The sequence below is a fragment of the Niameybacter massiliensis genome (assembly GCF_001282685.1).
In the GTDB taxonomy this organism is placed as follows: domain Bacteria; phylum Bacillota; class Clostridia; order Lachnospirales; family Cellulosilyticaceae; genus Holtiella; species Holtiella tumoricola.
Genome location: NZ_LN875035.1, coordinates 796,647 through 811,779, shown reverse-complemented (window position 1 = coordinate 811,779; position 15,133 = coordinate 796,647). Strand labels below are relative to the sequence as shown.

At 35.9% G+C, this 15,133-nt stretch carries 13 protein-coding genes; all 13 read left to right on the top strand.

The genetic code is table 11. From position 1 onward, the window contains the following. The first annotated feature begins 24 nt into the window (after nucleotides 1–24). Entirely contained in the window at nucleotides 25–639 is a 615-nt protein-coding gene (locus BN2390_RS09555; RefSeq protein WP_053984127.1) for a GNAT family N-acetyltransferase, read from the top strand. Between the two features lie 136 nt (nucleotides 640–775). Beyond that, nucleotides 776–1,912 carry a DEAD/DEAH box helicase gene (locus BN2390_RS09550; RefSeq protein WP_053984126.1) on the top strand — a complete coding sequence of 379 codons (1,137 nt, stop codon included), beginning with the start codon at nucleotides 776–778 and terminating at the stop codon, nucleotides 1,910–1,912. A gap of 73 nt (nucleotides 1,913–1,985) precedes the next feature. Next, on the top strand, nucleotides 1,986–2,276 hold the full coding sequence (locus BN2390_RS09545; protein ID WP_053984125.1) for a hypothetical protein: 291 nt from the start codon (nucleotides 1,986–1,988) through the stop codon (nucleotides 2,274–2,276). A gap of 162 nt (nucleotides 2,277–2,438) precedes the next feature. Next, nucleotides 2,439–4,343, top strand: a complete 1,905-nt coding sequence (locus BN2390_RS09540) for an ATP-dependent DNA helicase (RefSeq protein WP_053984124.1) — start codon at nucleotides 2,439–2,441, stop codon at nucleotides 4,341–4,343. A 341-nt stretch (nucleotides 4,344–4,684) separates the two neighbouring features. Beyond that, nucleotides 4,685–6,679, top strand: a complete 1,995-nt coding sequence (locus tag BN2390_RS09535) for a sensor histidine kinase (protein WP_053984123.1) — start codon at nucleotides 4,685–4,687, stop codon at nucleotides 6,677–6,679. A gap of 255 nt (nucleotides 6,680–6,934) precedes the next feature. Next, complete coding sequence (locus tag BN2390_RS09530) at nucleotides 6,935–7,654, top strand: beta/alpha barrel domain-containing protein (RefSeq protein WP_053984122.1); 720 nt, start codon at nucleotides 6,935–6,937, stop codon at nucleotides 7,652–7,654. Between the two features lie 192 nt (nucleotides 7,655–7,846). Next, on the top strand, nucleotides 7,847–8,410 hold the full coding sequence (locus tag BN2390_RS09525; protein WP_053984121.1) for a TetR/AcrR family transcriptional regulator: 564 nt from the start codon (nucleotides 7,847–7,849) through the stop codon (nucleotides 8,408–8,410). 129 nt (nucleotides 8,411–8,539) lie between these two features. Next, a complete protein-coding gene (locus BN2390_RS09520) occupies nucleotides 8,540–9,520 on the top strand; it encodes a DUF5692 family protein (RefSeq protein ID WP_053984120.1) in 981 nt (326 codons plus the stop codon). Nucleotides 9,521–9,547: 27 nt separating this feature from the next. Beyond that, entirely contained in the window at nucleotides 9,548–10,219 is a 672-nt protein-coding gene (gene hypB / locus BN2390_RS09515) for a hydrogenase nickel incorporation protein HypB (RefSeq protein WP_053984119.1), read from the top strand. A 34-nt stretch (nucleotides 10,220–10,253) separates the two neighbouring features. Next, entirely contained in the window at nucleotides 10,254–12,941 is a 2,688-nt protein-coding gene (locus BN2390_RS09510; RefSeq protein WP_053984118.1) for an FAD-dependent oxidoreductase, read from the top strand. Between the two features lie 33 nt (nucleotides 12,942–12,974). Further along, complete coding sequence (locus tag BN2390_RS09505; protein WP_053984117.1) at nucleotides 12,975–13,316, top strand: hydrogenase maturation nickel metallochaperone HypA/HybF; 342 nt, start codon at nucleotides 12,975–12,977, stop codon at nucleotides 13,314–13,316. Nucleotides 13,317–13,370: 54 nt separating this feature from the next. After that, on the top strand, nucleotides 13,371–14,369 hold the full coding sequence (locus BN2390_RS09500) for an energy-coupling factor ABC transporter permease (RefSeq protein ID WP_053984116.1): 999 nt from the start codon (nucleotides 13,371–13,373) through the stop codon (nucleotides 14,367–14,369). Further along, on the top strand, nucleotides 14,332–15,132 hold the full coding sequence (gene cbiQ, locus BN2390_RS09495; protein ID WP_053984115.1) for a cobalt ECF transporter T component CbiQ: 801 nt from the start codon (nucleotides 14,332–14,334) through the stop codon (nucleotides 15,130–15,132). Before BN2390_RS09500 ends, cbiQ begins: the two co-directional genes overlap by 38 nt. Nucleotide 15,133 lies beyond the last annotated feature (1 nt).

Here is a 15,133-nt window from a genome sequence, read left to right as displayed (position 1 = left end):
CTTATTATATAGAAGGAGAATATGATGATTGATAAAAATAAAATTATAATTAGAAAAGCAGTAAGAACGGATGATGTAAAACAAATTGCAAAGCTTATCTATTCGTCAGACCTGAATATTTATGGGGCCATGTTTGGTGATGTAAATTGTGCAGCTCGGATTCTACAGGAACTTATATCAACAGAAACAATCAATATTAGCATTAAAAACTTAATTGTGGCAGAGTATGAAAAAGCTGTTGTAGGTATGCTTTGCTTTATTGAAGAGGATTATATGAATGATAGGGAGGCTTACAAGCAAGCTTTTTCAAAACTAGCAATAGAAGTGCCAAAATACTTTGATGGGGTTTTTGATGTTTATTGGCAAAAAGTAATTAGAGAAGATTTTACAAACGCATACTATATATCCAATGTAGCAGTTGATGAAGCGTATCAGAACTTAGGAATTGGGAAAATGCTTCTTAACTATTTTAAGGAAACCCATAAAGACAAACCCATTGGACTTGATGTTGTAAAAGACAATGCTCAAGCGATCAATGCCTATCTAAAAAGTGGTTTTGAAATCGTTGAAAAAGAGCATAACAATACTGATTTACCTGCACCAGTGAGAATGGTGTGTCATCAAAGCTTAAAAGTGTAAAACCTTTAAGCTTTTTATTTTTGAGTGAGGGGAGTAGGGTGGGAACAAGGAGAAGTGGGTTGAATGTTTAGAGTGATTCAGTTAGGATAAGAGGTATAGTATTTTAATGAAACATCAAACAGATGAGGAGATATAAATGGTATTTGAGGATTTTGGGTTAGATCAAGCAATTATTAAAGGGGTTGAGGCGCAAGATTATCAAGAGCCAACCCCTATACAAAAACAAGCTATTCCCGTGTTACTAAAAGGAAGAGATTTAGTGGGATGTGCTCAAACAGGAACGGGGAAAACAGCTGCATTTGCCATTCCTATATTGCAGAATCTCTTAAAAGGAGATAGAGAAGGTGACCAAGAGGACAGGAAGCAGGTTCGTGCACTGGTATTGGCACCTACAAGGGAATTAGCCATTCAAATTGGTGAGCAGTTTGAGCATTATGGGGCTCATCTAGACATGAAAGTTGGTGTCATCTTTGGTGGTGTTACACCCAAACGACATATTAAGGTTTTGAAAAGAGAGCCAGAGATTTTGGTTGCAACACCAGGGAGATTAGTTGACTTGGTACAACAAGGTTTTGTGAAGTTGGAGAGCGTTGGAATCTTTGTACTTGATGAGGCAGACCAAATGCTTGATGTGGGGATGATTAAGCAAGTGAAAACCATCATCGATCAATTACCCAAAAAGCGCCAGAACATATTATTTTCAGCAACTATGCCAAAGGAAGTGACCAAACTGGCCCACACCATACTCAAAAATCCTGTGCAGGTAGAGGCGAAGAAATCCCACGATGGTGAAATCCAGGTCAAGCAACAGGTGTATTTCGTAGAGGAACCAGACAAAGTAGCACGTTTGTTACAACTTTTGAAGACAGAAGCTTTTGAGTCTGTATTGATCTTTACAAGAACAAAGAAGAAAGCAGATAAAGTGAGTAAGGCAATCAATGTAGCGAATATCCGGAATAAGGCGATTCATGGGGACAAAAATCAGTCAGAACGTCAGAAGGTACTGGAATTATTTAAACAAAAGGAAATCAAAATATTAGTTGCTACGGATATAGCTGCAAGGGGGATTGATATTGATAAATTATCCCACGTAATCAATATGGATATCCCCAATGTACCTGAAACTTATATTCACCGTATCGGTAGGACGGGAAGAGCGGGGCAAAGTGGCACGGCTATTTCCTTCTGTAGTAATGATGAGAGGGAATGGCTTAAAGCCATTGAAAATCTACAAGGCAAGTCTTTGGAAGTGATGAATGAAAGCCTTTTATAGAAAAGGATATTACAATGTAGCTTGGAATTTGTTATAATCTATAACGATAGAAAAAATTTGAGGAGGCGACGTCATGGGTACATGCATTTGTAGCACTTGTAAAAATTTAAAAAGTATAATCGATGAAATAGATGACGATAACAACGATATCACAGAAGGTTGTGAGTTTGGTTTTCCATCAGAAAGTTGTTCAGAGTGTGATGAGGATCATTGTGAATTAACTTGCGAGCATTATATAGAAGATTGTGAAGAAGAAGCATTTAGTATTTCAAAATGCGTAAAATGTGGTAAAGAATTAAAAGTTTTAGCCAGCAATGCAGAAGCAGGAGAAATCTATTGCCCAATGTGCTATTTGGATAAATAGTAAAAGTATGCAAAAGAGATAGTCCAAAAGTATTCATTTTGGACTATCTCTTTTTATCTCAATAAGTTTAATGCTTGAAGAAAGTTATGGCTCTTGTTATAATGTCGGTTGGTGTTAGTGAGAGATATTAGAAATTTACGCCATCAAATAGGAGAAAAATAGATGCATGCAAAATTAAAAGTACCTTTTGAGTATTCAAATAAAAATGAGTTTCATGAGAAGTTAATCGAATGGATTGGCGATGTTTTATACGATATATTACCTGAGCATGGGTATGAAGTAAGGGATGAACAAATCTTTACAGCATTTCAAATAGGAGATGCTTTTTGTGAGCAAAAAGTACATTTAGCTGAAGCTGGGCTTGGAACAGGTAAGACCTTTGCTTATTTATTATCAGCTATTCCTTATGCTAGGTTTACAGGTAAGCCTGTTGTGATTTCTTGTGCATCACCTGCTTTGCAAGAGCAGCTTGCTGCCCAGAGTGGTGATATCCATAAATTATCTAAGCTACTTGGTTTGGAAGTAGATGCTAGAATGGCAAAAGACCCAAGACAGTATGTATGTGATGTACGTGCAAATGAAAGTATAGAAGACTTTGGCGAAGTACCAGAAGAAGTGGAAGAATGGGTAAAAGAAACAACAAGAGGGGAACGTTCAGAAATACCAACTGTTACAGATAAGGTATGGAAGAAAATCTCTTGGAATGAAAGCATGTCTTGTGAGAGTTGCCAAAATCGTGGCTACTGTAAGTTAGTACGTGCAAGAGAGTACTATAGAGCAACACAAGACTTAATTATTGTAGACCATGAAACCTTTTTCCATGATTTATGGACAAGAGAAGAAAAAATAGCAAATGGACATATGCCGATTTTACCAGAGTATTCAGCTGTTATTTTTGATGAAGGTCACAAAATCATGTTGCCAGCGGCTATGCAAGCAGGTCAACAATTAATTAAAGAAGAAATAGAAGCAATGATTGCTTCTTTAGAAGATATACAAGGTGCTAGAGATGCATTGCATACAACAACAGCGGCCCTTGAGGAAGCATTAGATGATTTCTTTGAAATTGCACAGGAGTCAGTTGTTACTGGAGAAAATAAAGGAAGACTGACAGTTGAAATCAATGATGCATTATTAAGAGCAGCCAGTGTTTTACGTGCAGGACTTGATCAGGTGCTTATGGAGCTACAAATTGAGCAAGAGCTTTATTTAGAGTCTATACCTACAAGTTTATTGGAAGGCTACGAAGGACAAATGGAAAATGCCATTCGTGGACTGGCTCAATTAGGTAAAAATAAAGGTCAAGATGCAATCGCTTGGATTGAGCAAAGAGACGATAGTTTTTGTGTAGTGCCAAGAGATTTAACAAAGATGCTTGATCAGGCATTATATTCAAAACTTTTACCAGCTATCTTTAGTTCTGCAACATTAAGTAATGAAGGCGACTTTGATTACTTTGTTCGTATGATGGGATTAAAATCACCATCAAAATCTACCATTGGAAGTCCTTTCAATATGGAAGAGCAAGTACGTATTTCTTTTGTACCAGAGCTTGAAAATCGTATTGAACAACTGATTACTGTACTTAAAAATAACGGAGGGCGTGCACTTATACTCACACGTTCATTAAGTGAGGTAGGTAAAATACGTCAGTACCTTAAAGGAGAGGCATTACCTTTTGAAGTTTTATATGAAGATGAAGGTGATCGTGGTCATCTAGTAAGAAGATTTAAAGAAGAAGAGACCTCTGTATTAGTTGGTTCAGATTTTTGGGAAGGTATTGATGTGCCAGGGGATGCCTTAACATTAGTTGTTATTTGGCAGCTACCATTTCCAAAGTTAGACCCATTAATAGAAGCACAACGAAAAGCAGCAAAAGAACAGGGATTAGACCCTGTTGTTACTGTGGATTATCCTGAAATGGGGCTTCAACTTAAACAAGGTTGTGGAAGGCTTATCCGAACAGAGGAAGATAAAGGACAAATTATCTTTATAGATGAAGTACTAGGTACACCATGGGAAAAAATTGTTAGAGGTGCATTACCTAAAGACGCTATCATTGAATAGTAAATAAAAGAGCAGTAGACCTATTGAAAACATAGGTTCTACTGCTCTTTTGCTTATTTCCATTTATGCCTCTAAGTTTTACGTCGTACTTGTCTTAGTAAATAAAGGCATTTGTATCCACAAGTCTACTATATAGTTCTAATACAATTGAAGGTGTAAGTGACTGAGACCTATACGTGTACGTTGTTTTAATCCATTTCTCTTATGCCAAGATAGAGGTTTTTGATAAAGTTTAATTTCTTGCTATTCAAGAAAAAATAATTTATTATGTATAATGTATAAAATAAACTTTAGTTTAAAAATGTATCGATTAATAATGGCTAAAAGGGAGCTTAGGGACTATGAAAAAAAGTAAAAATCGAATACACATATTATTTATTATGTTAATACTTTTAATGGGAACGCAGGCAGTTAGTTGGGCAAAGGGCATAAACTACACTTCAGCCTTTAATATTTTAATTATTAATTCTTATCAGATTGGTCATCATTGGGAAGAATACGTCATGGAAGGTTTCAAGCAAGCCGCTAATGAATATGGGGAAAGTAATATCAATATAAAAATAGAGTATTTTGATTTTAGAAATAGGAACGATGCAGAATATGTTACGAGCTTCCTAGAACTAATTGAGAAAAAATATCCTCATGGTAGTGTAGATGCGATTTATACTATAGATGATGAAGCTTTTTCTGTTATTTCACCAGAAATAACTAATAGTAATAGTGAATTGTATCATGTCCCTTTATTTTTTAGTGGTGTAGATGCCAATATTACTTTTACACAAGAAGAGGAACAGTACATAACAGGTATTTACCAAAGAGATGTGACACTAGAATGCTTTAATTTAATTTTGCAAATAGATGATACGATTGATCAGATTAATATCATTACAGAAAGTTCAGGATTTGGAGATAACCTTATTGAAAAAGCAACAAATATTATTGAGGAACATTTAGAAAATGAGATTGTACTCAATGTGATTCAAAGTGATTATATTGAAGATGTTGTTTTCCAACTACAAGCATTGCAGACGGCTACAAAAGATACAAAGGCTAATGAAATAATCCTTTTAGGTGGAGAGTTTCAAGATAAGGATACTGGGGTTTTTCTAGATCCTAAGGAATCTGTGGAAATTATGAAAAAATATTCCCCTTGGCCTATTTATAGTAATGATCCTACTTATCTTACAGCAGGTATTTTAGGAGGATGTATGGATATTGGGCAACTACAGGGAGAAGAAATATTTAATACAATGAAACGGGTGATAGAAGGAGAAACTATTGTAGCTATAGAAAGTAAATTTGCCCCCTCTCCAAAGTGGCTTTTAAAATATAATGCAATCTATGAGTATAATATTGATCTTAATAATATACCTAGAAAATGTACGATTATAGATAAAAAGCCTTATCAATTCCTTTTGCCACGTTATATGAAGTCAATTTTTTGTGTTATAGGAGGCTTTATATTGCTTTTTATTTTCTTTTTAATAGCTTACTTAATTTATGCTTTTAAAGAAATTAGAAGACAAAAAAGAGAAGCACAGTTAGGTATAGAAAGAGAAAATATGCAAACAGACTTTTTGGTGAATATTAGCCATGAGTTAAGAACGCCTATCAATATTATACTAGCAGCTGTTAGTGTAATGAAGTTACAGTTAGATGAAATAGATAAAAAATGGAGCAAAAAGCAGTTGGAAGAAAAACTTCATACCATTACACAAAATGCTTACCGTCTCTTAAAGTTGTCTAATAATATTATCGATATTTCAAAAATAGAGTCAGGTAAACTCACTGTCAATATGCAAAATTATAATATTGTAGATATTGTAGAAGATATATTTAGTGAGACCATTGATTATGCCAGCAAGAAAGATATAAAAATGATTTTTGATACCCATGAAGAAGAGATCATGATTACAGTGGATCGAGAGCTGATTCAACGTATTGTGCTGAATCTTTTATCTAATGCAATCAAATTCACACCTTCAGGTGGAACAATTTGCGCAACTGTCAAAAAAGAGAAAAAATATGTTGTTATAGAGGTAGAAGACACAGGTATGGGTATTCCAAAAGAACGACTAGAAACAATTTTTCATCGCTTTTATCAAGTGGATAATTCCTTGACACGGGTTAATGAAGGTAGTGGCATAGGATTATGTATTGTAAAGGAATTGGTTGCCTTACATGATGGGAAGATAGAAGTAACCAGTGATCTAGGAAAAGGGACAAGCATTCAAGTATTTTTACCAGACAGATATGATGCTAACCAGAAGGAGATGAGTTGTCAAACATGTCTTAATACCACTGTAAATACAGAAATGTCGGATGTCGTTAAGTAAAGAGATATAATTTTTTGAGAAAATGCCAACCCTAATAAAATTAAGGTTGGCATTTTATTTTGCTAATAGATGTTTAAACAAAAAATTAACTCAGTTTTTATATTAATTTTACGAATAAGAGATAAAATACTATTAGAGATATGTGAGAAACAATGGAAAAATGTGTTATAATAGGATATATTTTAAGGAGTGACCGCCTTTAATTTGATGCGATAGAATCTATGACAATATTTTTACTTGAAAAGGAGACGCGCCATGGAAAACAAAAAAATACCTAGTAAATATGTACCTGAAGTCACAAGCAATCTTAGAAAAAACTTTGTAAAAGTACCTGAAGAAATAGCAGATTGTAGCGGTATTCGTATATTTGGTAAGCGTATTAAGTCCTTCATCTTTACAACAGATGTTGCAATTATAAAAAATACAAATGCAGATGCAGTTATTGCCGTGTATCCTTTTACACCACATCCAGCGATTACGCAAGCTATTTTATCTGTTTCAGATATACCTGTTATATGTGGTGTAGGTGGTGGATTAACACATGGAACCAGGTCTGCTAATATTGCACTACACGCGGAGTTTCAAGGTGCAATAGGTGTGGTATTAAATGCACCAGCCCCTAATGAAACCATCCAACATGTAAAAGAGCAAATAGACATTCCTGTTATAATAACCGTAGTAAGTGAACTTACGGATATAGGAGAAAAACTTGAAGCAGGCGCTGATATTATTAATGTAAGTGGAGGTGCGGCTACTGTACGTATCGTAGAAAAAATACGTAAAGAATATCCGGATATTCCTATTATTGCGACAGGTGGTCCGAATAAAGAAAGTATCTTGCAAACTATTCGCGCAGGTGCAAACTGTATTACATATACGCCACCTACTAACAGCGAACTCTTTAAAGAGAAGATGAAATTATATAGAGAACTTGAAAATGATAAGTTTTACGGAGAAAATGAAAATAAAGAATAAATAAAGTAATGCTAAGGTGCATGAATTACAGACGATCTTGTAATTCATGCATCTTTTTTTATAGGAACTTAAAAGAGAGTATGCAGTTTTAGAAGAGATAATGTCAGAATATAATGATGGCTAGGTTGTAAGCCGATAGAAACAATGCTATGCTAAAAATAACTATTCATTTTTGTAAGGGGAGAAAACAAAATGAAGCAAAGTGCTAAGAATGTAATCATTAAGTCGTATAAAGAGTTATTAAACAAAAAATCTATTGATAAGCTGACGGTAAAAGAACTTTGTGAATACTGTGGTGTGAACAGGCAAACCTTTTATAATCATTTTACAGATATTATGAATATCTTTAAGTTCATTTTCTTTGAAGAACTTTCTGTAGAAATTGCTCAAAATAGAACTTTTGAAACCTGGAGTGCCGGTTTTCTAACAACCATGTATTATTTAAAGAGAAATTCTAAGATGATTTTACATGTTTATCATTCTTCTTATTGGCCAGAAGCAAGTACATATATTAGAAATCTTTCAAGAGCACTTTTAGAAGAAGTTGTAGACGAGTGTGAGAAAAAGTTAAATGTAACATTACAAGAGGCGGATCGAAGCTTTATTGTCAATTTTTATATTCATGTCTTTAATGGGCTCATGATTGATTGGGTCAGCGAAGGGATGAAAGAAGAACCAGAAAAGATGCTAGAAAGACTACTCATCATGATTACAGGGAGTATTCCAAGATCAGTAGATGCATTTATAAAAAAATAGAAGAGTAAAAGAAAAGGAAAGTGTTCAAAGTCGACACTTTCCTTTTTCTGTCTATTGTATATTAGTGTGAATAAAAAGTAAAATTAGAGTATAAAATATGTTGCTTTTTTAACAATTGGAGGTGTAGTGATGTTCGTTTTTAACTATGAACAGGGTGCAACAAGTTTAGGTGTTTGGGGAGTTTGGCTAATTGTCTTTTTAATGCTATTTGGCCTAAATGAGCTGACGCGTCGGAACAAATATATAGGTTTTTGTAGTTTTGTCGTTCTACCTATTATCCTTTCAATCCTTTGGTTCACTGTATTAAGTGATACAACCTATACAGATTGGTTTCATTTAGCAAAGGTTTATTCTGCTACAGCTGGGTGTATCGGGTTTTGGTGTATTAGACATGTGAAATGGAAAAGTAAAGTATCAGGGCTTGAGTGTCGTCTAGCAGATAAAAAGTGGATATTATGTTTTCCACCACTTATTTTATCAATTAACATTATGGAGGCTGTGGTGCGTGACCTTCAAGTAGGGATGCAATATGCAGGGGGCGGCTATTTAGCAGATGAAGCCATGTATGTGTTAGGTGGACCTTGGAACTATATGAATGCACTTGCAGGCATTTTAAATATTATTACCATTACAGGTTGGTTTGGTATTTGTATTAGAAAAGCATCTGATAAGGATAAGAGCCAAGATATGTTATGGCCAGATATGCTATGGTTCTGGATTATCGCTTATGATCTATGGAACTTTGCTTATACGTATAACTGTCTTCCAGGTCATGCTTGGTACTGCGGTTTTGCACTTTTATTAGCACCAACAGTATGTGCATTTACAGTAGGTAAAGGGGCTTGGCTTCAACATCGTGCACATACGTTAGCCTTATGGTGTATGTTTGCACAGACTTTCCCAGCATTTATTGATCAAGGTAAGTTTGCGGTTGCCTCATCTTATAATGAAACACCACTCTTTGTATTTAGTTTGGCTGCATTAGTTGCCAATGTGCTTGTATTGATTTATATGATTAACAAATCTATTAAGAGAAAGAGAAGCCCATATCGTAATGAGCTTTATGTAGATTTAAAAGGTTATCAAGATGTTAAATCACTTTCAAATTAAAAGTCAAAAGAGAAAGAGGAGATAAAGATGGAACCATTTAAAATCATGGAAATTAAACAAAGTATTTTTGAGGACAATGACCAACAAGCAAACCAACTTAGAGAAAGTTTAAAAGCAGAAAAAACTTTTCTACTTAATTTAATGTCTTCACCGGGAGCAGGCAAGACAACAACACTTGTTAAAACCTTAGAAATTTTAAAAAATGAAATGCGTTTAGGGATTTTAGAAGCAGATATTGATTCAGATGTGGATGCACATTCTATATCTAAAACAGGCGTAAAGGTGATTCAATTACATACAGGAGGCATGTGCCACTTAGATGCAGATATGACAAAACAAGGACTTTTAGGACTTGGAACAGAGGATGTAGATTGTGCAATCTTAGAAAATGTAGGGAATTTAGTATGCCCAGCAGAGTTTGACACAGGTGCTTCTAAAAATGCAATGATTTTGAGCGTACCTGAAGGGGATGACAAACCTTTGAAATATCCATTGATGTTCTCTATTGTAGATGTACTATTGATTAACAAAATAGATGTACTTCCTTATTTTGATTTTGATCTTGAAACAGTAAAGGAACATGTAAAGAAATTAAATCCTAATATTCGGGTGATTCCAATATCTGCAAGAACAGGTGAAGGGATTGAGGAGTGGGCCAACTGGCTACGTACAGAAGTGAAGCTATGGAATGAAAAATAGTTAATCATAGGGTTTTAATTAAGGAGGAGTAGCGATGGTAAAGAAAAAGGTATTAGAACTTGCCAATAAAATTGGGGCAGGGATTACAGGAGGGATCATAAAGGTTAAGGCAACAGATCCAGAGTATAAAATTTTAGAGCCTGTAGTAACAGATGAAATGGCAGAAGTAGCGCTTCATCTAGAAATTCGTAAACCTAAAACATTAGACGAAATTGTAGCTAAATGTAAAAGGCCAGCAGCAGAAGTTGAGAAGATCTTATTACAACTCGCAGAAGATGGCGTGATTAAAGTTGAAAAAGAAGAGGGTGTAGATACTTATTTTCTTGAACTCTTTGTTCCAGGTGTTATGGAATATATGGTTGCAAATAGAAAAAATGTTGAGAAGTACCCTGTTATTGCAGAATGCTTTGAAGAGTACACGAGGAAATTAGGGCCATTAGTAGCAGGTAATCTTCCAGTAGGTATGGGTGTTATGCGTGTTATCCCTATTGAAAGTGCCATTGAAGGGGATACAAGACGTGCTTCTTACGAAGAGATTAGCTACTTACTTCATAAACATGATAAATTCTCTGTAGCAGATTGTGCGTGTCGTACGTCTATGCGTGTTAAAGGAGAAGGATGTGGCCATACCGTTGAAGAAATGTGTATTCAGCTTGGGCCAGCAGCTGAATATTATGTACACACAGGTAAAGGAAGGGAGATTACAAGAGAGGAAGCTATTGCTATTTGTCAGCAAGCAGAAAAAGAAGGGTTAATGCATCAAATTCCTAACTTATCAGGACCAGGAGAAGCTCTAGCCATTTGTAACTGCTGTGGATGTTCATGTTTTGGACTTAGAAATACCAATCTTTTTAGAAATCCTGATTTTTCTAGATCCAATTATGTGGTGCAAGTAGATAGAGATAAATGTGTTGCTTGTGGGGCATGTGTAGAGAACTGTCCTGCCAATGCACTGACATTAGGCGAAAATTTATGTACCAAGAAGCCAGTGACACCTCCTAAAGAAAAAGAAACACCTTATGATACTAAGTGGGGAGAAGATAAGTGGAATCCGGATTATCGCCATCGCCAAATGGTAGATGAAGCAGGCACCAGTCCTTGTAAGTCAAACTGTCCAGCACATATAGCTGTTCAAGGTTATATTAAGATGGCCTCACAAGGCAGATATAAAGAAGCTCTTGAGTTAATCAAGAAGGAAAATCCATTTCCAGCTATATGTGGACGTATATGCCCAAGAAAATGTGAATCAGCATGTACAAGAGGAGATATTGATGAACCTCTTGCAGTTGATGAAATCAAGAAGTTTATTGCAGAGCAAGACTTAAAGGCAGAGCATCGGTTTGTACCAGAGAAGATGAAAATAAGAACAGAAAAAGTAGCGGTGATTGGTGGTGGTCCAGCTGGCCTTTCTTGTGCATACTTCTTAGCTGTACAGGGCTATCAAGTAACAGTATTTGAAAAAGAAAAGAAATTAGGTGGCATGCTCACACTAGGCATACCATCCTTTAGATTAGAAAAAGATGTTGTAGAAGCAGAAATCGATGTACTAAGAGAATTAGGTATTGAATTTAAAACAGGTATTGAAATAGGTAAGGATATTACTTTATCTCATCTTAGAAATGTTGGTTATAAGGCATTTTATATTGCAACAGGCGCATGTGCAGGCAGAAAATTAGGTATTGAAGGTGAAGAAGCTTCTGGTGTGCAAACAGGTGTAGATTTCCTTAAAGCAGTCAGCTTAGAAGAAGATGTGAAGCTTGAAGGGGAAGTCGTAGTAATAGGTGGCGGTAACGTTGCAATCGATGTGGCTCGAACAGCCCAGCGTATGGGTGCTAGTACAGTTGAAATGTATTGTCTAGAAAAACGTGAAGAGATGCCAGCCCTTGATGAAGAAATAGATGAAGCCTTAGCTGAGGATATTGTTATCCATAATGCTTGGGGACCTAAACGAATTTTAGTAGAAGAGGGGTGCGTTGTAGGTATAGAGTTGAAACGATGCTTATCTATCCTTGATGCAACAGAAAGATTTAATCCAAAGTATGATGAAAAAGAAATCAAGGTTGTTAAAGCGAATCATATACTTGTATCAGTAGGTCAAAGTATGGCATGGGGAGAACTGTTAAAAGGATCTAAGATGGTATTAAATCCTAACAAAACCCTTAAAGCTGATCCACGTACCTTCCAAACAAGTGAAGGTGACGTCTTTGCAGGTGGCGATGCTGTAACGGGACCAAGATTTGCAATAGATGCCATTGCACTTGGAAAACAAGGTGCTATTTCTATCCAGCGCTATTTGCAAGGGGATAATATTGCAATTGGTCGTGAACGTGAATATCATGAACTTGATAAAGAAAATGTAAACTTTAAGAGCTATGATCGTGTACCAAGAGAACATGCAAGTCATGTTTCTAGTAGCCAGTCTAAAGAAACCTTTAAAGATTTACGTAAAACTTTCACTGAAGAACAAGTGAAAAAGGAAACAGAACGTTGCCTAGGTTGTGGTGCAGTTGTTGCCGACTACTATCAATGTGTAGGATGCGGTATATGTACTACAAAATGTAAGTTTGATGCCATTTCATTGGTAAGAAAATATGATAGTTCGGGCTTACCACTAGATGAAATGAAACCAGCAGTGATCAAACATGCGATTAAACGCCAAGGTAGAATTATAAGTAAAAAGGTTAAATCTGTTTTTGTGAAAAAAGATAATCAGGATAAATAGTTCTATGAACCTACTTAAAAGAGGTGAATCCATGTGCATGAAATAGGCATTATGATTGAGATCGTTAAGACAGTAGAAAAGTTTGCACATCAAAATCATTTAAAACAAATCGATACGCTAGTATTACAAATAGGAGAGCTTTCTTCTACCATTCCTAGATATATTGAGGCATGCTATCCTATGGCAGTTGAAGGTACGTTACTTCAGGATACAACTTTGAAGATAGAGGTTATACCAGGAAATGGTCTTTGTAGAACATGTCATAAAGTATTTAATTTGCTTGAGCATGCAAGGATCTGTCCAGAATGCGGTAGTCAACAATGGGAACTGTTATCTGGAAAAGAATTTATGATTAAAGAGATAATCGCTTGTTAAAGGCTAAAAGTTAGGTGAGATAAGAGAAAAGAAAGACTAGGGGAGGGATAAAAGATGCATATGGCAGATGCACTGGTATCAACAGCAGTAGCAGGAACGATGTATGCTTGTACAGCAGGGGTTGCAATACACTCTGTTAGAACCATTGATAGAGAACAGGACACTAAAAAAATACCTATAATGGGTGTAATGGGGGCTTTTGTATTTGCAGCCCAGATGATTAACTTTTCCATTCCAGGAACAGGTTCCAGTGGACATTTATCAGGAGCAATGATGTTGACCATCTTATTAGGACCTCAGGCGGGCTTTTTAACCCTATTAGGTGTATTGCTCATTCAAGCACTTTTGTTTGCAGATGGAGGCCTCTTAGTATTAGGAGCAAATGTCTGGAATATGGCTTTTTATGGTTGTTTCTTAGGCTATTATTGCATATGGAAACCGATCATGAAACGAGGTGTAACCCGTAAGAAAATATGGATAGGTTCTTTGCTTGGCTCAGTGATTGCCTTACAGCTAGGGGCTTTTAGTGTAACGGTAATGACCACACTTTCAGGTATTACGTCTCTTCCTTTTACTGCATTTGTTACAGCTATGCAACCTATTCATCTTGCTATTGGTTTAGTTGAGGGGGGCATTACAGGGGCTATTATTTCTTTCGTTTATGAGGTAAGACCAGAACTTATAAAAGGTGCTTCACTAGAGAGCAAAAGCAACCTGTTTTCTTTTAAGAAAACCCTGATTATCTTTGGTATTGCAGCACTTTTTATAGGTGGTATCCTATCATATGCGGCTTCTTCACATCCAGATGGACTAGAATGGTCCATTGAACAACTTACAGGAGAAACAGAACTCTTAGAGCAAGAGGGAGGGTTACATGGAATAAGTGGTCGTATACAAGAGAAATGTTCTATATTGCCAGACTATGGATTTAAAAATAGTGAAAGTGTAGCAGGGACCTCTTTTGCAGGCATTAGTGGTGCGGTTATGGTCTTACTTATTTGTGGTGGAACCTGTCATGTCATTACAAGACGAAAAGGAAAAATCAATGAGTAAACTAGAGTCTGCATTACAAGAACTCTATAGAATGGATAGATTAACACATAGAAACCACTGGATGAATCAGCTTCATCCAGTGGTTAAACTTATTGTGACAATCGGTTATATGATCAGTGTTGTATCCACCCCTAAATATGATTTAGTAAGGCTCATCTATTTTATGAGCTATCCCGTTGTCATGTTTGCACTGAGTCAGCTATCTTTATGGAAGGCAATAAAACGTATGAAGTTGGTCTTTCCTTTTCTCTTGATCATGGGGATTTTTAATCCCTTCTTTGAGTGTCAACCAATAGGGCAAGTAGGGCATATCGTTATCACTTTAGGGATGGTATCCATGCTCACCTTAATGTTAAAAGGCTTACTCTGTATAGTTGCATCTTATCTTTTAATTGCAACCACATCGATAGAGGCGATTGGTTATGGGTTGTACCGATTAAAAGTACCTTCTATTATAGTGACTCAGTTCTTGATGACCTATCGCTATATCAATGTATTGCTTAAAGAGATGAAATGCATGAGTGAGTCTTATGCCATGCGCGCACCAAGGCAAAAAGGCATACATTTTCGTGTTTGGGGTGTATTTTGCGGTCAACTTTTAATACAGACGATTGACCGAGCAGAGCAGGTGTATGAAAGTATGACCCTTAGAGGGTATCAAGGCCAATATGATCCTATAGAGGAAAGACATTATTTAAAAAGAGATGTACTTTATTTAGTAGTATGCTTAAGTGAATTTTTTATCTTATGGAGGATGACGTAGC

Coding starts and splice junctions, on each gene's coding strand:
- hypB (WP_053984119.1), top strand. CDS start 9,548: ATGGAACCATTTAAAATCATGGAAATTAAACAAAGTATTTTTGAGGAC.
- BN2390_RS09525 (WP_053984121.1), top strand. CDS start 7,847: ATGAAGCAAAGTGCTAAGAATGTAATCATTAAGTCGTATAAAGAGTTA.
- BN2390_RS09530 (WP_053984122.1), top strand. CDS start 6,935: ATGGAAAACAAAAAAATACCTAGTAAATATGTACCTGAAGTCACAAGC.
- BN2390_RS09555 (WP_053984127.1), top strand. CDS start 25: ATGATTGATAAAAATAAAATTATAATTAGAAAAGCAGTAAGAACGGAT.
- BN2390_RS09520 (WP_053984120.1), top strand. CDS start 8,540: ATGTTCGTTTTTAACTATGAACAGGGTGCAACAAGTTTAGGTGTTTGG.
- BN2390_RS09535 (WP_053984123.1), top strand. CDS start 4,685: ATGAAAAAAAGTAAAAATCGAATACACATATTATTTATTATGTTAATA.
- BN2390_RS09500 (WP_053984116.1), top strand. CDS start 13,371: ATGCATATGGCAGATGCACTGGTATCAACAGCAGTAGCAGGAACGATG.
- cbiQ (WP_053984115.1), top strand. CDS start 14,332: ATGTCATTACAAGACGAAAAGGAAAAATCAATGAGTAAACTAGAGTCT.
- BN2390_RS09510 (WP_053984118.1), top strand. CDS start 10,254: ATGGTAAAGAAAAAGGTATTAGAACTTGCCAATAAAATTGGGGCAGGG.
- BN2390_RS09550 (WP_053984126.1), top strand. CDS start 776: ATGGTATTTGAGGATTTTGGGTTAGATCAAGCAATTATTAAAGGGGTT.
- BN2390_RS09545 (WP_053984125.1), top strand. CDS start 1,986: ATGGGTACATGCATTTGTAGCACTTGTAAAAATTTAAAAAGTATAATC.
- BN2390_RS09540 (WP_053984124.1), top strand. CDS start 2,439: ATGCATGCAAAATTAAAAGTACCTTTTGAGTATTCAAATAAAAATGAG.